We start from the raw sequence: 18,787 nt of genomic DNA, 5'->3' as shown, positions 1-18,787 counted from the left end.
TAGCTTTTAAAATCTTGAGTTCAAGGGGATGCGCGAATTTCCATTGCAAGGGCTAAGGGCTGAGTGCGGTGGAGGTAAGTCAACCGTAAAAGCTCAACAGCAATTACGCTCAAAAAACCGATTAAAGTTTTCATCCCAGCAGCAGCAAGTCTATATTTTTCTACCTGACATCCTGACTTAAAAATTTTATGGTATTCTTCCACACGCCAACGATACGTATACCAGCGTAAAATTGTAGAAGCTGTTTGGATATCTGCAACGACTTCTGTAGTAAGCAACATCCATTCTATAAGTGTTTCACCTTCTGGGCAATCAATTTCTGTGGCATAAACAGCATATACGGGTAGAGGGTCACGGTTATCAAAACGATAGGGAGTACGGAGATTTAGCGGACAAAATCGTACAGCTAATTTGGTTTTACGGGCAGAACGCTGTCCAGTCTGAGGTAATTCAATTTCTTGTTCAAAACTGCTAGGTTGTGATTGTAGCTTTGACCACAGGCGTTCACTATCAGAATCTATTCTGCGGTTATGAGCCGCACGAACAAGAATTCCTGTGTGCTGAAGTTGACGAATTTTATCAAAAACTTCTGTAATGTCGCCTTCGCGGTCAAACACATGAATTACTCGTGTGTGATGGCTCACAAGGCTTTCGACAGTGCTGAGAGCTTCCACCCATTTGTAAGATTCTTTTTGTTCAAACGGACGGTTTCGGGCTTCAATGCGTGCTTGCGCTTGCCGTTGTTTCTTCTGTGTTGGGGTTTCATGGACTGGTAGAATCGGCTTTGATTCCCGATTCCAAAGTTTTTGCCACAACAAGCCCAAGGATTCGCCATTCTGCGGTTCTATAGCCAAAGCACTGTGCAATATTAGACCGTTCCCTCCCTTACCTATTGGCCCGTAACCTTCGGTTTTCGCCTTAATACTGCCATAACCTTTGAAAAGTCGTATCTCCAACGCACAGCACCACATCGTGTTCTGCAACAGTTTCCGCCGTCATTTGACAGTGCGGCTCAACTACACTTGAAAATTCCACTTTTGGGTTGGCAAAAACTCATAGGCTCTCTTGAGTGCTTTTCCATTACAGAAAACTTCTGACAGTGCTTTGCCGAATCCAAGACTTAGAACATACCCGATTGACATTGCACGCTCATTCAATCGGCGATCACCCAGTTCTAAGGTTGCAAAATTTTTCTCCCACCAGTCCAGCATTGCTTGTTACCTTTAGCACCCGATTTCAATTACTGTACCGTATTTGCTGTCTTGTTTCTTAAATCCCTTGCCAGTAAACCTTTCAAGACTTAACGGGAAAAGTCAGATTGATAGTTACATTCCACATATAGCGTTTTTAAAAATGAGTAAACACTAAGTGTAAAACTTGGTTGTCAACTACTACAGGCTATTGACAACAAAAATTTTTTCAACACAACCCAAGAGTCTCCATCTGAGGAAGTCTTATCAATTAAGCCTGAACGGTCAAGATTCTTGATAAGCAGGAAAATCAACGTAACCTTCTTTATCAAAGGAATACCAAATACTTGGATCGGCGGGTGGATTTAGAGGCCAGCTATTAGCAAAACGCTCAACTAAATCAGGATTGCTAATTATCGGTCGTCCAAAAGCAATCAAGTCAGCATACTTATCCTTGAGCGCTGCTTCAGCCGTCTCTTGTGTATAGCCACAATTAGCTATGAGTGTATTTGTAAATACACCGCGAAATTCAGCTAATACCATCGGCTCTCCCAAGTCGTGAAAGCCAAACCCCAGTCCATCTACTATACAGCAGTTCTTGATTGAGCAAGATACAGTTAAAGATGAAACTGGAATGGAAGACAAATGAAAGCATACTCTACAGACCTGCGTCAGAAAATAGTTGATGCGTATAACCAAAAAGAGAGTTCCCAGAGGCAGTTGGCAAGAAGGTTTCGGGTCAGTTTGACATTTATTGAGAATTTATTAAAGCGTTATCGCACCGATGGAACCGTTGAACCCAGAGCGCATGGAGGAGGTCAAGTAGCTAAACTTAGCCCCGAACAAGAGGCGGTAGTAGCTGATTTAGTAGACGAAAATAATGATGCCATTTTGGTAGAGTTATGCGACCAACTGGAGCAACGTGTTGGAGTAAGGATCAGTCGAGCTACGATGGGACGATACGTCCAAAAGCTCAAACTTACCAGAAAAAAAAACTCTGCGCGCAACGGAGCGAGACAGCGAACGAGTACAACAGTTGCGGGTAGAATATTGGCATGAAATTGAAGCAGTCAACTTGGAGGATTTGGTGTTTGTAGATGAGACAGGCTCCAACTTAGCAATGACACGGCGTTATGCCCGTTCTGTCCGAGGCAGCCGCGCCTATAACCACGCTCCTTACGGGCGCGGACAAAATGTAACATTGATTGGTGCAATGGCGCTACGGGGGCTGGTAGGTGAAATTACTTTTCCCGGTGCAACTGATGCTCTAGCATTCAAGACCTATGTGACTCAGGTATTAGTGCCTAATCTCTGGACAGGCGCGTGTGTAGTTATGGATAATTTGCCCGCCCACAAAGTTAATGGTATCCGTGAGGCAATTGAATCGGTAGGCGCAACAGTCATTTATTTATCCCCCTATTCGCCAGATTTTTCACCAATTGAAAACTGTTGGTCAAAAGTCAAAGAGTTTCTGCGTGCCAGAGCGGCACGAACCTATGCTCAGTTAGACCAAGCAATTACCGATGCTCTCGCTGCGGTGACACTCCAAGACATTATTGGCTGGTTCACCCATTGCTGTTGCTATGTTTCACCCAACTGAGAACTGCTGTAAATGTCAGTCAACTTTAAAGGTGACTTTTGCAAGAGGTCTACTAATTCTGGATAGTAGTACAACCTTTGGGTGAAACTATCATGCCAACGTAAGCGATCGCAAAAAGCCTTGAGCGAAAACTGGGCTTTGGGATTGTCGGCTAATTCGGAGGCTTTAGCTTTGGTACTTTGGTAGACCTGGCGAACAGAAATAGTGCCAAAGGTGAGATCAGGCAATAAGTGGGATGTAGCACCCTGCTGAGTTAGCCAGGGACGCGAGATTTTCCAGTGGTATCCATGGAAGCGAGAATCTAAGAAAGAGTCCAAGGTAGCGATCGCCTGTGTCTCACCGCCACTAAAATATGTATTTTCTGTTTCCCAAAATTGGCTGTACTTTTGCTTCAAATCGCTGAAGGTAAGCTGAGGAATGTCAAGCTGAAGTTGGGGCGTATTAATACGTTCTGGTATTGGATGCAACGGCTGCCGCAAGTAGGTATAGTATTCCTCCATCCATTGTTCGCGGCGATCGCCATCGGTTTGCAGAAAATTATTTAGTCCCTGGTGGTATTCAAGGCTGTGTTCGCGGTAGAAGTCGATGATTTGGCGATCGCGTTCAATGCCGTACTGCGCTTGTATGTCATGGTTGAAGAACAGTTTAGGGCGATCGCCTTTTTGGAGTAGTTGACGGGTAAGTTCTTGCAGTACGCTAACGCTACTTCCCTCAAACAAGTAAAGCTGACTGCCCCGCGATCTAAGGTTGCTGTCTAAATTTTCTAGTGACTCGAACAGAAACCTGACCCTAGCTTTACCTACTTCTGCTTGGCTATAGAACCAAGGATCGATAATGAAGCATGGCAATACTTCAGCGTTATCGGCGGTTGATAGTGTAACTATTTCGTTATCACTCCAACGTAAATCTCGACGGAACCAGAGGATGTGCATTCGTAAAGTGTACTACTTTTGTACTACCTACTATTCTACTCATTTACAGGCGATGCCGAAGGCGGTTCGCTTTGCGACCATCGCTCATTAACGAGCGAATAATTTGCTTAATTAGGTCAAGATAGGAATTACTTACCAAGCTACATTCAAATTCCATGTTTCGAGCCGTAACTATGGGATTTTCGCAGGAGTTTGAGAAATGGATAGATTTTGTACATACTGCTAATTCACTTCTCTTAAGTAGTTAAGTAATGTTTCCTCTGCTTTAAACCACTCACCACTTATATGCAATTGGGCAAATTGCTGGTGTAACGTCCCCTCCAATTGTTCAGCAGTTCTAGCGCTTTGAGTTCTAATTACTCCAAGTAGTTTTAATTGACTAGGGCTGCTAGTTTGGAGTGCCGCTAAACGCTTTTGTACATCCTTAGCAAAGCCAATTTTAATAGCATTGCTATCAAGGTTAAAGACGAAGTAGACATAACCAGGTAAATCAGCATACTCGCTGCTGAGAGTTATTACTCGTTTCCCAGGAGTGATAACTCTGGCTTCCGGCTTTGCCCAACTGCGGACAAAATGTAATACCGCATCAATAGTTAATTTCTTCTGTACAAGAAGCAAAACTACCTCTCCATGACTATGTACAATAAAGCGTTTCTTATGACGACCTCCATAACCGTTAGGATTATCCAGGTAGGCATTGAATTTCAACCCATCTGGTCCAACAATCTCAACATTACTACCACGAAACATCCATTTATATAAATGATGAATACCTAGCCGCTTTACGGCATCATCATTTATTTCTATCCACCCCATGCCCTTGGTAGGCTCAGAAGGAGTTCGCGGTGTAAAAAAGACTTCTTTCTTCATAAGTTGTTGACCTTTTCACGCCTGCTCGTGAGATCGCATCTTAGCTAACCATTAGTCAATTTTGAGGAGTTGCTATTTTATTGAACGTAATCTGTACTGATAAGCTATTATACTCACATTATCAACGTATAATTGAAGACATGAGTAAAACAAAGTATGGCTATTGACCATGCTGTTGAAATGTTGCCGATGGTTTCTAATTTTATTTTCCGTTATATAGCTGACGAATTTGCTATAGCAATTCAGCAGTTTAACTCCTGGCGGGATTGAAAAAATATTTATTTAAAAGCGATCGCATTTAATATTGTTGATTGGGATTTAGACAGTTTAGAATCAGCTTAACTGTACTAAAACGCCTTAAATGTATTTTTTGTCACTGTTTTGGACTAAGTATGAACTCGAACAACATTGTAAAAGTCAAGCGCCCAGTTAAACCCCAAACTCCACCGCTACCACCATTAAATGATTCCGCCATCGAAGAAGCTGTAGAAGCGCTCCAGCAATCCGCAGTGGAGGCGCAACAACAGCCGGAGCCAGTGGTTGAGCGAGAGGCTGCTTTTGAAACTCCAAGAGAAGAATCGGTGTGCGGTTCTGGGTGGAGTTACGCCGAGTTGCTCAACGAGTTTAACGAAAGATAGATAAAGTCTTCGCTGGTTGTTATAATTATGTACAGAAAAGCTGCACATAATTACTATGCTGAGTTCAGAGACTACATACACAGAAGCCCGTAACAATCTTGCCAGCCTGCTCGATCAGGTTGTGGATGATAAGGAAGTTATTGTTATAAAGCGTCGAGAGCGTGGGAATGTTGCCCTTATAGCTGAAGACGAACTTTCTAGCCTTCTTGAGACAGCTTATCTGCTGCGATCGCCGAAAAATGCGGCTCGACTATTGAGCGCGTTAGAACGTGCTAAAGCTAATACAACAAAGCCAATGTCCGTCGATCAATTGTGCCAGGAGTTAGGGATTGGCAAGCAAGAAAAAGAAGAGCAGTAAGCCACCCTTGACCTCTCAAATAGAGGTACAGAAGACTACTCATCGAATACCAGTATTTGAGGAGGAATTTAGAGAGGACTTGGGCTGGTGGTACAAAAATGACCTGCAAAAGGCGTATAAGGTACTAGACCTGGTTCAGGCTATATTGCTTGACCCTTTTGTTGGAATAGGGAAGCCAGAACCACTTAAGTACCTAGACGCTAATACCTGGTCGCGCCGCATTGACTTAGAACATCGATTGGTTTATAGAGTTACGCACGACCAGCTAAATTTTCTGCAAGCTCGTTATCACTACGACTGACCGACAATAATGCTATGCTCTAGCACCAGCCAGAAGGGTGTATACAATTTTTATTTTTAGCGACGCTAAAAATAAAACCATAAACCTTTATGGTTTTATTTAGGAAATAGGAAAAAACAAAAGAAAACAAAAAGCGAAGGGTAGCAAGCATCAAATCAAACCATAAACCTTTATGGATTAATATTAATTGAATCGTAAAATCTCGCTTCTACTTCATTTGCTCTAGCAGCAGACGTGCAGCAGGTAGCAACTTAGTTTGATTTTGGAGGGCTTTGATACCTTGAGCAGCATAGAGCGCGATCGCACTCAACAACTCTCTAACCAAGTCCGGCGAAGTTTCATCGAAGGGCAAAATTGCTCCACCTGTAATCCGAGTGATTTGCTCAAATATTGCCAGTGCAGATTTAGTATCGTAACCTTGAGCTTGAGAACTATTATCGTGGAAGATGAAACAACGAACACCTTTTAACTTGAGTTGTTGAGCAATTTCTACAGCTTCCTTTGGATCTTCCTCAAAGCAATCACCAATGTAAATTAGGGCTTTAATTCTAGGTGCTTGAGCAGCTTTGTCTAATATTTCATTCAATGCTGTCCTACCCGCAGAGCAACGTACAGCTTGTACTTTATCTAAAAAAGCTCTTGCTTCTGGTGAAAAAGGTGTCATCTCTTGCAACCGTCCACCGCTATGGTAAGCCAAAGCAACATCCAATTCTCCAGGTACAGCCTCAAACATCGCTCCAGTAATTTCCTTTGCAACATTCCAACAGGCTTCGCGGCTGGCGGTGGCATCCATTGCAAATAGCAACCGGGGGCGTTCTTGGTAGGCGATCGCTCTTTTAAGCATCTCTTGTTTGGGAGTAGCAGATATTGCTTTACTGGAGCGTACTTTGTCCAGAAACCCAGAGCCAACTCTTTTTGCGGGCAAATTCTTTTTATCTTCAGCCATCTTCAAATCCCTCCATTATTGTGCGGTAAGCATCATTTACTGTCTGGGCATACCATCGCGGCATTCCTGATGTGTCTGGGTGAATATGTCGCATAATCTTTCGGTAGGCAGCTTTCACTTCGTCTATTGATGCACCAGGGTCTAACCCTAAAACTGCCCAAGGATTGGTTTTTTCTTCATTATTGTCCTCTAAGCCGATTTCATCCGCAATCTTGGCGCGCCAATCCTCGTCTACTGCTTCTAGGTACGCTTCTAATAATTGCAAATCTACAACTAATTCGCGATCGCGCAATGCGACAAGCATCTCTGCAAGTTTGCTCAAAGTTAGAGTGGCTAGATTTGTGTTTTTAACCAATCCCTGAAAATCAGTAATTAGCTTGCCTGTAACTGTTTCATCTGGTTGTAGAGTCAGTTCAATTACTTCCCCCGCAGAAGTGATGTTACCGTCCTCGTCGCGCGATCGCGTTCTCGGTCTTCCCCGTTGGCGCATAAGAGGCTGATTGGGGTCTATTCCCAGCCACAAACAGGCACTCCTCAATACTGCTGATTCTACCGTTTGCCCGACACTAGCGCTTGCTTTTAGCTCTTTGGGTATTTCCTCATCTAGGACATAGCCTTCCTTTGCCTTAATCACCAGCTTGTAGAGTTTGACCGCGCGGTCATTGTCGCGTTCCCAACTTAATGTAGCAAGGGAGCATCTCAGTTTTGCAAATAGTTAGTTGTAGATAGCAATCCATTAAGATAAGCCGTGCGATGAAAGAGAACTTGCGGCACATTGTGTTTATTCCATTGAGCGCCGGAGATTTTCACACGCCTACTAATCTGTTTCACCGTAGACTCAATTGCACCAGAACCAATCGAACTAATCTGTTCGGTCTGAAAATACCAGTAATCAGGGATACGAGACTGATGCTTATAAAGATAGGCAATCAAATTGTCTACTTGAGGATGTGACCACCCGTTCAATTCGGCAATAGCTGCGGCAACATTTCCTCGCCACAAAAAGGCTTCGACCTTTGCCAAACGGTTCTTGTCGCCGCCGACCTTGTAAAGGTTTTCTACTAAATGATACCAGTCTAAGATTTCCAGACGACTTTCGCTACTAGCAATGCCAGCGATGAGATTCGCATCGGCCATCATGTCTATCCCCGATGCAGGTGACAATTTCTGACAGCCAGTGCTGATTTACCCAATGGAGCAGAGCTTTGTTATCTTGGAAATAGGCGGCAACTGCCTGTCCATCAAGGTTTACCGCTTTATAATCTCGCCACTCACACCCTTGACCTACGGGCGTGCGAAGCCTAACTTTTCCCCCATCAACGCTCAACTCTTCTACTTCTTGATTGACCCGGACGGCTGGAAACTTATATCGTTGGACAAGTCTTTGCTGCGTACTGTGGGATATTCTCAGACCTGTAAGGCTTTCCAAATATCGAGCGGTATTGGCATAGGATACATTTGCACTCAGTAGCAAACAGCATTTTTCTAAATGTGGGCTTAGTTGCGCGCGAGATTTCACTTCTAGCTTTTTCGCCTGGTTTGCCGTCAGTTTCAAGATGCCAATGCTGCTTTTTAATTTTCTTTTTCTGCCGACGATTGTACCTGTGACTGATTGGATAAAAAAATACCAATTTCTGGACAAACAAATGCTTGAGTACCTTTTGGCGTACAGTCTGCTCGATTTCCTCTAAAGTGTTTAATAACTCTTGTGGAGTCTCCTCATAAAGAATAGCAGCAATAGCTTGTATATGGGCTTTTAGTGCAATAGCATTCTCTGGAGTCATATCCTGTACGTCACGTCTATTTTTACTTATTCTACATTTTTGCTTCGATTCTAGTTCCCTAGCCCCTTAAATATTTTAAGTATTAATACTCACTGCAAAACTGAGATGCTCCCTAGCTCTCCTCTCCATGTATTACACGGTAAAATCAGTGCTTTTATGTTAAGTAATATTTCGCCAACGGTATCCGTATCCCGGCTGTACCCCTATACCCTCATCAGCATAGATAATTAATTGATAGTTGATAGAGGAAGAGCTAATGTTACCGTCTCTAGCAGAACGTTTGAATGCAGAGCGAAATCACCGATTTGTAGGACGTAAGAGGGAACTTGAATTGTTTGCAAAAGGGTGATGCATCAAATTAATGTGGGATAGGTAGCAATATCATGCCAACTCCACGCTCTCGTTGCTAATCCGGCTCGTTGTGCAGCAGTTGTTTTGAATCGGCTATGCTGCCAAATCCAGTTGAAGTAACTCACCACTAATCGAGTTGTCACTTTTGTCTGTTCCCACACCTTACCAAACTTGTTCTGTCGTCGATGCCATCTTCCGGTTTGTTGTCGCACAGTACCATTAGTACGTTCTAATCGCTGCGTTTTGTCTTTGCCAATGTAGTGGTGAATTTCAGGAGGTAGAACTCGCTCATACCCGCCCCAAGCATCACTGTTAAATTGCTTGCAATTTGTTTTTCCCTCGGTGTTGAGGACTAACTGACCAATCAGTTCATCAGTGTGTTTGCCAACTCGCGCCGCCAGAATTAAGCCACTTGAATCGGCAAGACTCAGACCGATCCAACAATCCCCGACTTCTAGTTCTTGAGCGCAACACTGTTTCTGTTTTTTGAGACAAATGACCACATCTCATCGGCACTTACCTCCTCTGTTTGTACAGCTTGGACTTCGGCATTGTGAACCAATTGGGCTTTTTGACTGGCAGCGCGAACAATACTCACAACTGTGTTGTAGGCAAGCCCAGTTGTTCTACTAATCCCTCGTAAACTACTGCCCTCACTATGTGCTTGCAACACTTGGCGAATTTGTTCAGGACTAATATGTCGACGATAGTACAAACTGTCGAAGGATTCCGAGAACGTTTGATGGCAAGCGGGACACAGGTAACGTTGATGTCCGTTCGGCATCTTGCCATGTTTATGGGCTTTAATGTGACCACACAGAGGACAATCCATAGAGATGCTTCGAGTTTAAAACCACCCTGTCACTATATCATCCCACATTGAATTGACGCACTACCTGCAAAAGCAATCGCGGCTTTAGAATTACCATTTTATCTACTTTATATATTCGGTCCTGGTGGTGTCGGCAAAACAAGCTTACTCAAACAATTCAATCGTCTAAGTAATAGCAATCTAGACACAATTTATTTAGATGGACGTAATATAGATCCGACCCCAGAGTCTTTTATTAATACTTTAAAAATAGTCTTAAGTCTAGATAGCTCCCAGTCTCCTTTACAGAAACTCGCTTCTCACAGCAAGCGGAAAGTTATTTTCCTCGATACTTACGAAGTTTTAACACCATTAGATCATTGGCTGCGTGAAGTATTCTTACCGCAATTACCAGAAAATACCCTAATCGTTATAGCTAGTCGTCAAGCCCCTTCCGCAGCTTGGCGAACTGATGAGGGCTGGCAAGCCTTAATTCATACTTTGCCTTTACGCAACCTCAGCCCCGATGAAAGCCAAAGCTACCTTAGTAAACGAGATATCCCGGAAACGGCACACCAAACCGTTCTAGATTTCACTCATGGTTATCCTCTAGCTTTGTCACTAATTGCCGATGTATTTGCCCAAGAGGGGCAAATCTCGTTTCAACCGGAAGCTGTGCCAGATGTAATCAAAACTCTACTGCAAAGATTTGTTCAAGATGCACCATCGCCAGCCCACCGTATGGCTTTAGAAGCCTGTGCTTTAGTACGGATAACCACAGAAACTGTATTAGCGCAAATGCTGAATCAGGGAGATGTCTATGGATTATTTGAGTGGTTGCGGGAATTATCGTTTATTGAATCAGGACACCAAGGGTTATTTCCACACGATTTAGCTAGAGAAGTATTAATTACTGACGTGCGGTGGCGCAATACTGAGTGGTACGCCGAATTGCACCACCGCGCTCGTAATTATTACACAATGCGCTTACAGCAAACTCAAGGTCAAGAGCAACATCGAGTATTATTCGATTATATTTTCCTGCATCGCGATAATTCTGCGGTGCGCCCTCGTTTTATTTGGCAAGAAAACAGTAGCTTGCAAACGGATAGGCTGAGAGAGACAGATAAGCCAGCGCTACTAAAAATAGTGGCAGAAAAAGAAGGTGAAGCCAGTGCAAAAATAGCCGCCCATTGGCTGACAAGGCAACCTCAAGGTGTGATCGTTTTTCGGGATGCACAACAGCAGTTGGCGGGCTTTGTAATTATGATAGCTTTACACCAAGCTAGTAAAGAAGACTTAGATACTGATCCAGGAGCGATCGCTTGTCAGAATTATCTACGCATCTATTGCGTTCCATTGCAGCAAGGGAATGGAGTTACCTTATTCCGATTTTGGATGGCAAAAGATACTTATCAAGAAGTTTCAGCCACACAAAGCCTAATTTTTATCAACTTTGTTCAACACCATAGATTAACAAAAGAGCTTACCTTTACCTTTTTTTGTTGTGCCAGACCGGATTTTTGGGCAGAAATGTTTGCTTATGCAGACTTAACACGCCTACCGGAAGCAGATTTTCAAGTTGGCGAGAGAAGTTATGGAGTTTATGGACATGATTGGCGGGTATTATCAGCCTCAGCGTGGCAAAAGTTGTTAGCAAAAAGAGAAATTGATGCCTCCGCCCAAGCAAAGTCTCTGCCTATATCAACGGAACCATTGTTAGTTCTTAGTCAGCCGGAATTTGCGACAGCCGCCCAAGATGCATTACGTAACTTTGCACGTGCTGATGCGCTGCACAAAAATCCCCTATTACGATCTCGCTTAGTAGTAGAAATTGACACTTTGGGAAGGGAAAAACGTATTGCAGCCCTGCAAGCAGTGGTCCAACAAGCTGTTGAATCGCTCTTATCTTCACCACGAGACGAAAAACTCTACAGAGTCTTGCATCGTACTTATTTGCAGCCTGCATTAACCCAAGAAAAGGCGGCAGAATTACTAAACTTGCCTTTTAGTACTTATCGCCGCCATCTAAAGGCTGGGATGATGCGGGTGGTAGATATTTTATGGCAACGGGAAATTAGTTAAGTAATAGAGCATATAGAGGGCATACTTCATTTAGTTGCTGGTATTACAGGGGCGACCGTTAGCGTCTACAAAGTAGCATTTAGTAGTAATAGAGCTATTTTTCAATTTTAAACTGCTCGTTGCTGCTGATGAATTTACAGGCTTAAGGATAGGAGTTAAACTTGCGTCTGAATTCTCAAGCTTGTTTGCACATAAAATCTCAAGGTTCAAAATCCTACCGTCTTTGGTTTCCATATAACAAAGTGACAAATTAGTTTTAGGACTTGGTACTTCTGGATATTGAGAATTTATAGATAGGGGACGAGCAAAAGTAGATTCACTCAAAAATGGCACTAATGCAACAGAAATAGTAGCAGTTAAGCAAAATAATCGTTTTAACATTAGGTTTTTCTCAATACAAAAAATTATTAATCATCTAGTTAAAATCGAACGAACCCAAGTTGTATCAATGCCTGGGTAGTGATGCCTACGCCAAGCAATGCCACAAAAAAAGCGGTAACTGCGGGCAATACTCTAACTAAACGCATCTGCGATGGTAGGCGATCAAAAAGCCGCTTAGTGCGAACAAGCAGCAATCCTAAACCAGTAAGCACTCCTGCTAGTCCTAAACTGAACGCCAAAACCATTACAAGTCCAAAACCAACACGACCTAAAGCAACTGCACTCAGCAGTACAACTAAGGCAGAAGGACAGGGAACAAGACCACCAGAAATTCCTAGAGTCAGTAGACTACGCCAACTGAGGGGCGCTTCGTCAGTGATTGAAAGATGAGAATGATTACTACCGTCATCACCACGATCGCGATCATGGTGATGATGGGAGTGTCCATCGCGATCGTGATGGTGCGTCGTGCTATGAAACTGAGTATTTCGTAATCGGCTAATAAACAGATTCAACCCGATCGCCATCACCATAAGACCTGATAAGCAACTGAGCCAAGGGTATAGCTGCTCTGGGACAACGAAGCGAGAGGCAAAAAGCGCTATCAAGCCTAGAGCAAACACTGCCAGAGTGTGAGTAATAGTCGTCGTCACCCCTAAAAATATGGCGTGTTGGGCAGTAGCACGCGACCCCACTAAGTAGGCTCCAACGATTGTTTTTCCATGTCCTGGAGACATAGCGTGCATTCCACCCCACAGGAAAGACCCAAAAATCGCCACTAGCAAAATTCCCGTTTGCTGCCAGATCGAACCCTGAATTAAGGTTAGTTCGCGATTATTTGGGTCGAATATATAGTTTTGCACCTGATCCGGGTAAATTATGGTTGCCAGACAACGAGCCGTAGATACTCCTGGTAAAAATAGATTGTAGTAAAGCTTTAGTCCTTGAACAGGTTGAAGCCAAGTGTAGGTTAGTAACAAAGTGCTATGAGTACCTGCCGTAGCCTGCAAAGCGGTTTGGGTAGCCTCTTGCAAGATTAGAGTCATTGCAGCGCGATCGCCTTTGTCATTGGTTAAGCGGAGGCGATCGCCAAAAAATCTTTGCAACTGGGCTTGATGACTACGGACTTCTGGTATTGAAAGCTGATTATCTTTATTGTCGTCTGCAAACGCCGTCAAACCTGTAGGAAAAGTCAGCGTTATTTGAGTTTTTGTTTCTCCTACAACTACTTCAGCTACTGACAAGTCAGCCCAATGAGCATAACTAGAACTTGCAAAAGTAAATGAGAGTAAAAGCGAGGCGAACAGTGAGATAATGCTCAAGCTAACTAGCCGCCATTTTCTCTGCATATAAATTCACCACTAATATAAGTATTTATAAGTTTTCTAGTTCACACCTAGTCCGACACCAAGCCCCAAAGCCTTTTGAGCCTGTTTGTTAAATTGAGGATCGATTTCTTGAGCAAGTCGAAAGAATTTATTAGCCTGGGACGAGTTGCCTAATGCCTGCTCAATTGTGCCTGCCTGGTGAAATATGCCCGCCTCGCGGATGCCCCAACGCCGCGCCTGGGTCATAACTTGTTGCGCCTCCGTCCAGCGCCCGGAACGACTACAAACTAGAGCTAAAGTGCTGAGAGTTTCGGGATCTCGGCGAGCGCGGATTTCTGCCTGTATCAAAGTCAGAGCCTCTGCTACAACTTCTGGGCGATTGCTTTCTAACAACAACTGTGCTAATTCCCGCCGATGTCCAAAATCAGCTACATCTTGCCGCAAATCTGCTTCGGCTCGATCTCGCCACTTTTTTGCCCCCACCAAGTCCCCTTGTAAATCCCGAACGCGAGCCATTCCCCTAAATACGACATGATCGTAGACTGTAGGAGACTTATTGACCAACTGAAAAAACTGCCCATAAAGCTGCTCGGCGGCTTTATAATTGCCAAGTCGAATCTCTAACTGGGCTAGATTTAAAAGTGCTGGGGGATATTGAGGGATTATTCTTAGTGCTTCTTGGTACAGGGTGCGGGATTGTTCTAGTTCCCCTTGCTGATAGTAAAGCCGACCCAGCAGAATTCGCGCCCAAACCGAGCTACCTGTCTCTCCTTGTTCTTCGATGGCGATCGCGCTCTGAAAACTTTGCCTTGCTTCTTTGTTTTTACCCTGAGCTACTTCTACCAAAGCTTGTAAGGTCACAGAGTTAATCGTAGGAACCTGTTTAACTAAAGTTTCCGCCGCTTGGCTGGCTTTATCCACCTCACCTATAGCTAGATTTGCCGTTACCAAGATACCCAAAGCGTTGTCACTAGACACTTTTTGAGCTAAGTCAATTGCTTTTGTAAAATCGTGTCTGGCTACTGCAACTTTGGCACTAGCTAAAATCGCCCCTTCATTGCTAAAAGGCAATTTAGCAAGAGATTCTTGAGCCGCTTGCTCTGCTAACAAGTACCAACTAATATCTCCTGAAGCACGAGCCATTTTGAGATAAGCTGTAGCTAATGAGGCGCGGTCTAAGCCACCAGTAGGGTTTTGACGGATGCGTTGTTGGTAGAAACTTATTTCTTTGCCTAGTTCTAAAGTAACGCTGCCTGATGGCGGACGAACCAAATTATACCGATAAGGACTATCAAGCCTAATTCGATCTATAAAACGTAACCCTAGCCAGATACTTGCAACGGGTAACAAAATTAACAGTAACAACCATAAAGGGTTTGTAGCTGGAATTGCAATTTTACTCTTAATAGCTTTCATTTCATTTCCACAAAAAAGTCCGCACTACTAAACGCGAGAAGCATTTAGTAGTGCGTCAGTAGTCAAAGCGGCTCTAGTTAGGTAGAGCTAAGTAGGGAAAGGTAGTTACTAACGGATTGTGTCCTTGTGCTGGGTTGCCTGGTGTACCATCGTAAGAAGTGTTATCACTTGTGATTGCTCCATTAGTCAATACGCTCAAGGTAATATCTATTACATCATCTTTAAGCAAGCGACCGCGAATTGGGCTACCTTTAGCATTCAGCGCATTACCATATCCACTGGTATTCGTGATGTCAATTCGCATCACATCTGGTAAAAACGCCCCCAATAGAGCATTAGTACGTTCGTCACTATTGCCAATTGCTTTTAGCGTTTTTGCGGCTTCACCCACAATTGGTGCAGCGATCCTAGCGGCAGGTTGTTGACCAGCTAAAGCCGCAGCTTCAAAGTCAGGTCCAACGCTATTTAGGGCGTTGAGATAATCATTAGTAACAATTAAGCCTTCATTGATTGCTGGTCTAGCTAACCGTTCAACTTGATTGTATTTGTTACCCGCCCCCGCCACAGAAATTGTTTGCCAAACATCAAAAGTTGTTGCAGTAGATGAGCCTTGGAGGAATTTAATTGGTACACGCACAGCGATCGCGTTTACGTTATAACCTTTAGCAAAGTCAACAGCGGTGCTGGAGGGGCGAAAACCTACCGCAGGTCCAATTCCTAACGCTCCTGCACGGACTCGAAAATATTGTTCTACGTCAAAGAAAAATGGATCTTCTCGCAATCCAGCAAACACGCTTAAATTAGAGCCACCCATTGAAACTTGCTTAACTACTGGTTTTGATGCGTTGATGATTGGGGTAGTTATTGCCATTGCCACATTACTCGTACCACCGTCGCGTAGGCTTGTTAGTTTAATTTCCTGTTGACCATTGGAATTAGGCGCACCAAACTCAAATCGCAAAGTTACATCTGGTTTACCCGTAGGAGTAGCATCATTATTTGTAATGCGGCTAACATTAAATTCGTACCGCGCTCTGGTGCTGAAGTAATACTGCTGGCGAGCTACCGATCGCGGGTTTGTGTTCATAATAAACACCAAATCCCCAATACTTGCTTGAGGATTTTGATCTTTTTCTCGAAATACATACAAATCTGTCAAATTGAGATTGCGACCTTTGGTATCAACCTCGCCATCATCATGATCGGAAGTTTTGGCGTACTGTGGAAGAACTACTGCACTTATAGCGATCGCTAATGCTAATCCTCCCAGGGGGAGAATTTTTTTTAAATTCCTTTGGACGGTATTTTTTTGGCTTGCCATGTTGATTTCTCCTCCAGTTACCTAATTTTTGAACTTTTACTGATAACAAAAACTTGTTTTAATGCTTAGAAATATGATGCTTAAAATAATTATCTTTAAATCGGGCAAGTTGCCATTTCAACCACTTTTTAACTTTAAAAATCCACAGGTAATTATTAATAGATTTGAAAACACCTAGTTATTTCTTAGTTAAAAACAAGCCAGATTTAAGAGACTTGCATCGTCAAAAGATGAAACTATTTTTGGCAAACAACAAACTTACTATTGTTTAACCTTTTTTTTCATTCGCCTAACCGCACCCCAAGCACTGAGGGACAATATACCTAATATCGATGTCGGCTCAGGCACAGCTTTAGCGCCGCTTAAAGCGATATCGTAGCGTCCATTAGTATTACTTGTACCAACAAAATCAGTTAAAACAAAATTACTATTGTTCGGTAGAACTTCTCCACCTGTTGCATCAGGAAAAATACTTGTCCCGTTACTCACAGGATTGTAGCCAGAACTAGAAATTGCTAAATAATAAATGCCAGCTTCCGTAGGAGAAAATCCACTTGATGAAAGAGTAGGTTGTAAAGAGCCAAAACTATCATCATTTGCATATACTCCTCTACCAGCAGAGTCAAATAAAAACAACTGCGGATCGGCGGCTAATTCTGTTGGAATACCTAAAAGATCGTCAATGGGAATTTGATCTGTTTGGGCATTTCTAGTTGTAGCTGAAAATGTCTGACCCCCTGTTAAAAAGATTTTAAATAAATCAGCATCATTCTCAAATAGAGTTCCAGAGATTGAATCTAGTGAAAATGCCCCCGACGGGATCACTTGAGCTGTATTGAGGTTGTCGCCAGCATCACTAATTTCAGCAAAAGTTACAGCTTGTGCTTGCCCTGCGTAAACTACTGCTAACAGCACCGGAATAGCTGATATAAATTGTTTCATGTATAGTAAATCCTTAGTCATACTGCAAGTATCAAGTTAGAGCGACCTAAACATTTGAGTTATGCTGTCTTCAAGAAGTAAAGGTTCTTATGAGATGAGCCAAAAGCAGCTAAATAAAGTGTCGATTTCAGTTCTTCCGGCGCTCGGAAAACATGAGAATTATCCTTAGAAATGTGAATTTAAGGTAAATTTGCACCCCACTTATTAGCATCCATAATCTAAATCAATCGGCTACTCACTTTCCAGTCCAAAAGTTGCTCACTTTTTGCTCGTTTTATAAATAGGGGTTTTTTGTAAGAACCCTCGGAAAGGGGGATTAGTAAAAAAAGAGGTTTGGTGTTACCTCCTTGTAATTCTTCCTAGCAAAGCTTTTCACTTGCAAAATACATCTCAAAAACTCTACTTTTTGAGACTCGTTGGGGAAAAAAGCTTTGCTGACAAGAGGCTCAAAGGTGATAATGCCCCACCTCATTTTTACTATTCCCCTTTTTCGAGGGTTTACGCAAAAAAAACCTAATAGGGATAATATGACTCGTCCAGTTAGAGCATTGTGGTAATGCTCAAAATTTAAGTAGTCATAAACTATCCCCGCCTCGCGCAGCAAGGCGGGGATAGTTTATTTATTTGTCTTACTACTGAAAATGCTTGTTATACGGTAAGAGAGGTATTAATATTTTCTCTTTTTTGAAGTGTTTGCTGGTTTCATTCCCCTACGCTTCTTCTCTCCGGTGAATTGTGAACGCTAACAGTATCAGGAACAGAACAGAAACTTACGTTAAGTCTCACAATCTTACGATCAAGATTGGCGCTCCTGCGTGTTTGGCAGGAGCCACAGCATCTTCCATAGTTACAGCCATTGCTGTAACTACGTCTTCGGTACGATAAGCTTTAGGAACGGTAATTTGCTTAGAAATATTCCCCTGAGCATCAACCTTGAATACTTCTGTCAAAATTGCGTTTTTCTTGTCCGTTGTGAAGGGCGCACCTGGCTTTAACACTGTCCATAGCACGTAAACTTTACCCGGTGGCAACGGGGGTAAATTCTCAACGTTCAATGTAGCTTCTAACTTATTGGGGTTCACTGCTACAGTAGCTAACGAGAGACTTGCATTTTTTGCTCGCAGCGAGTAAGAAGTCAAAAATTCATCCTGTCGGCTTTGGGCTTGGATAACCTGTAAACTTCGCCACAAATGATAGTTGCTAATGCCCAAAGCAACTATCAGCACGGCGGCGGCTGCCCCTATTGTCCAAACAGATAAAAACGGACGGGCTAACTTCGTGACCGGGCGGGGGCTATTTCTTGGAATAGCTTGATGTGCTTCCATAATTGCCAAGCGCAAATGACTTGGCGGACTCACTTCTGGTGGAGCGTAAGATATCTCCAATACTTGTTGCATTTGTGCTACTTCTTGGGCAATTGCCGAATTAGTTGCTAAGAGTTGCTCAAACTCCTCTGCTTCTTCGGAACTAAGATCGCCGAGGACGTACCCAGCAACTAATAACTGTAACTGTTCTGAAAGCATCGACTAAACC

19 protein-coding genes and 2 pseudogenes are annotated in these 18,787 nt (G+C 43.2%); 6 read left to right on the top strand and 15 right to left on the bottom strand.

Going from position 1 to position 18,787, the window contains the following annotated elements; genetic code table 11:
• The 3 genes and pseudogenes from SYN7509_RS27010 to SYN7509_RS0222940 form a co-directional block, all read right to left on the bottom strand.
• Positions 1-923 (bottom strand): annotated as a pseudogene (locus SYN7509_RS27010) (IS4 family transposase); the annotation flags it as partial.
• 93 nt (positions 924-1,016) lie between these two features.
• Complete coding sequence (locus tag SYN7509_RS0222945) at positions 1,017-1,211, bottom strand: IS4/Tn5 family transposase DNA-binding protein (protein ID WP_028954546.1); 195 nt, start codon at positions 1,209-1,211, stop codon at positions 1,017-1,019.
• A gap of 264 nt (positions 1,212-1,475) precedes the next feature.
• Positions 1,476-1,835: an oxidoreductase gene (locus tag SYN7509_RS0222940; RefSeq protein WP_227501587.1), complete on the bottom strand. Its 360-nt coding sequence runs from the start codon at positions 1,833-1,835 to the stop codon at positions 1,476-1,478.
• On the opposite strand from SYN7509_RS0222940, the gene SYN7509_RS27005 reads away from it, so the two are divergent.
• Positions 1,836-2,249 (top strand): helix-turn-helix domain-containing protein, encoded by a 414-nt coding sequence (locus SYN7509_RS27005; RefSeq protein WP_051482582.1) that lies wholly within the window; start codon positions 1,836-1,838, stop codon positions 2,247-2,249. It abuts the gene before it with no gap.
• Positions 2,227-2,790 carry an IS630 family transposase gene (locus SYN7509_RS0222930; protein WP_038021010.1) on the top strand — a complete coding sequence of 188 codons (564 nt, stop codon included), beginning with the start codon at positions 2,227-2,229 and terminating at the stop codon, positions 2,788-2,790. The genes SYN7509_RS27005 and SYN7509_RS0222930 overlap by 23 nt, the downstream gene beginning before the upstream one ends.
• Here the strand turns inward: SYN7509_RS0222930 and SYN7509_RS27000 are convergent.
• Entirely contained in the window at positions 2,772-3,722 is a 951-nt protein-coding gene (locus SYN7509_RS27000; RefSeq protein WP_051482682.1) for a deoxyribodipyrimidine photo-lyase, read from the bottom strand. The two genes, SYN7509_RS0222930 and SYN7509_RS27000, sit on opposite strands and share 19 nt — an antisense overlap.
• 222 nt (positions 3,723-3,944) lie before the next feature.
• On the bottom strand, positions 3,945-4,592 hold the full coding sequence (locus tag SYN7509_RS27930; RefSeq protein ID WP_051482681.1) for a GIY-YIG nuclease family protein: 648 nt from the start codon (positions 4,590-4,592) through the stop codon (positions 3,945-3,947).
• Positions 4,593-4,984: 392 nt separating this feature from the next.
• Here SYN7509_RS27930 and SYN7509_RS0222910 point away from each other — a divergent pair, with 392 nt between their 5' ends.
• Genes SYN7509_RS0222910 through SYN7509_RS0222900 form a run of 3 tightly spaced genes read left to right on the top strand, consistent with a single transcriptional unit; the run spans position 4,985 to position 5,889 of the window.
• Positions 4,985-5,230 carry a hypothetical protein gene (locus SYN7509_RS0222910; RefSeq protein ID WP_009629972.1) on the top strand — a complete coding sequence of 82 codons (246 nt, stop codon included), beginning with the start codon at positions 4,985-4,987 and terminating at the stop codon, positions 5,228-5,230.
• 55 nt (positions 5,231-5,285) lie between these two features.
• A complete protein-coding gene (locus SYN7509_RS0222905) occupies positions 5,286-5,588 on the top strand; it encodes a type II toxin-antitoxin system Phd/YefM family antitoxin (protein WP_009629971.1) in 303 nt (100 codons plus the stop codon).
• A 7-nt stretch (positions 5,589-5,595) separates the two neighbouring features.
• A complete protein-coding gene (locus tag SYN7509_RS0222900; RefSeq protein ID WP_192819858.1) occupies positions 5,596-5,889 on the top strand; it encodes a Txe/YoeB family addiction module toxin in 294 nt (97 codons plus the stop codon).
• Positions 5,890-6,097: 208 nt separating this feature from the next.
• Here the strand turns inward: SYN7509_RS0222900 and SYN7509_RS0222895 are convergent, their stop codons facing one another.
• The 4 genes and pseudogenes from SYN7509_RS0222895 to SYN7509_RS29415 all read right to left on the bottom strand — a co-directional run bounded on the left by SYN7509_RS0222895 (position 6,098) and on the right by SYN7509_RS29415 (position 9,802).
• Complete coding sequence (locus SYN7509_RS0222895; protein WP_009629969.1) at positions 6,098-6,835, bottom strand: hypothetical protein; 738 nt, start codon at positions 6,833-6,835, stop codon at positions 6,098-6,100.
• Positions 6,828-7,469 carry a J domain-containing protein gene (locus SYN7509_RS0222890; protein ID WP_009629968.1) on the bottom strand — a complete coding sequence of 214 codons (642 nt, stop codon included), beginning with the start codon at positions 7,467-7,469 and terminating at the stop codon, positions 6,828-6,830. Before SYN7509_RS0222890 ends, SYN7509_RS0222895 begins: the two co-directional genes overlap by 8 nt.
• Before the next feature lie 65 nt (positions 7,470-7,534).
• Positions 7,535-8,619 (bottom strand): annotated as a pseudogene (locus tag SYN7509_RS26990) (ISKra4 family transposase).
• A gap of 353 nt (positions 8,620-8,972) precedes the next feature.
• A protein-coding gene (locus SYN7509_RS29415) for an IS1 family transposase (protein WP_148297933.1) occupies positions 8,973-9,802 on the bottom strand; the annotation gives its coding sequence in 2 pieces (ribosomal slippage) (positions 8,973-9,458 and positions 9,461-9,802; 828 coding nt in all).
• Positions 9,803-10,282: 480 nt separating this feature from the next.
• On the opposite strand from SYN7509_RS29415, the gene SYN7509_RS26980 reads away from it, so the two are divergent.
• Positions 10,283-11,866 carry a hypothetical protein gene (locus SYN7509_RS26980; protein WP_009630159.1) on the top strand — a complete coding sequence of 528 codons (1,584 nt, stop codon included), beginning with the start codon at positions 10,283-10,285 and terminating at the stop codon, positions 11,864-11,866.
• Between the two features lie 30 nt (positions 11,867-11,896).
• On the opposite strand, the gene SYN7509_RS0222865 is transcribed toward SYN7509_RS26980, so the two are convergent.
• The 6 genes from SYN7509_RS0222865 to SYN7509_RS0222840 all read right to left on the bottom strand — a co-directional run bounded on the left by SYN7509_RS0222865 (position 11,897) and on the right by SYN7509_RS0222840 (position 18,777).
• Positions 11,897-12,247 (bottom strand): hypothetical protein, encoded by a 351-nt coding sequence (locus SYN7509_RS0222865; RefSeq protein ID WP_009630160.1) that lies wholly within the window; start codon positions 12,245-12,247, stop codon positions 11,897-11,899.
• Positions 12,248-12,285: 38 nt separating this feature from the next.
• Positions 12,286-13,596, bottom strand: a complete 1,311-nt coding sequence (locus SYN7509_RS0222860) for a nickel/cobalt transporter (protein ID WP_009630161.1) — start codon at positions 13,594-13,596, stop codon at positions 12,286-12,288.
• A gap of 36 nt (positions 13,597-13,632) precedes the next feature.
• Positions 13,633-14,991, bottom strand: a complete 1,359-nt coding sequence (locus SYN7509_RS0222855) for a tetratricopeptide repeat protein (RefSeq protein WP_009630162.1) — start codon at positions 14,989-14,991, stop codon at positions 13,633-13,635.
• Positions 14,992-15,064: 73 nt separating this feature from the next.
• On the bottom strand, positions 15,065-16,312 hold the full coding sequence (locus SYN7509_RS0222850) for a DUF4331 domain-containing protein (RefSeq protein WP_009630163.1): 1,248 nt from the start codon (positions 16,310-16,312) through the stop codon (positions 15,065-15,067).
• A gap of 261 nt (positions 16,313-16,573) precedes the next feature.
• The gene (locus SYN7509_RS0222845; protein WP_009630164.1) at positions 16,574-17,254 is read right to left on the bottom strand and encodes a DVUA0089 family protein; all 681 of its coding nucleotides are present in this window, start codon (positions 17,252-17,254) and stop codon (positions 16,574-16,576) included.
• A gap of 782 nt (positions 17,255-18,036) precedes the next feature.
• Positions 18,037-18,777, bottom strand: a complete 741-nt coding sequence (locus tag SYN7509_RS0222840) for an anti-sigma factor (RefSeq protein WP_028954544.1) — start codon at positions 18,775-18,777, stop codon at positions 18,037-18,039.
• Positions 18,778-18,787: the final 10 nt, after the last annotated feature.

Source organism: Synechocystis sp. PCC 7509 (genome assembly GCF_000332075.2).
GTDB lineage: Bacteria > Cyanobacteriota > Cyanobacteriia > Cyanobacteriales > Chroococcidiopsidaceae > Aliterella.
This window is presented reverse-complemented; position numbering and strand designations above follow the sequence as displayed.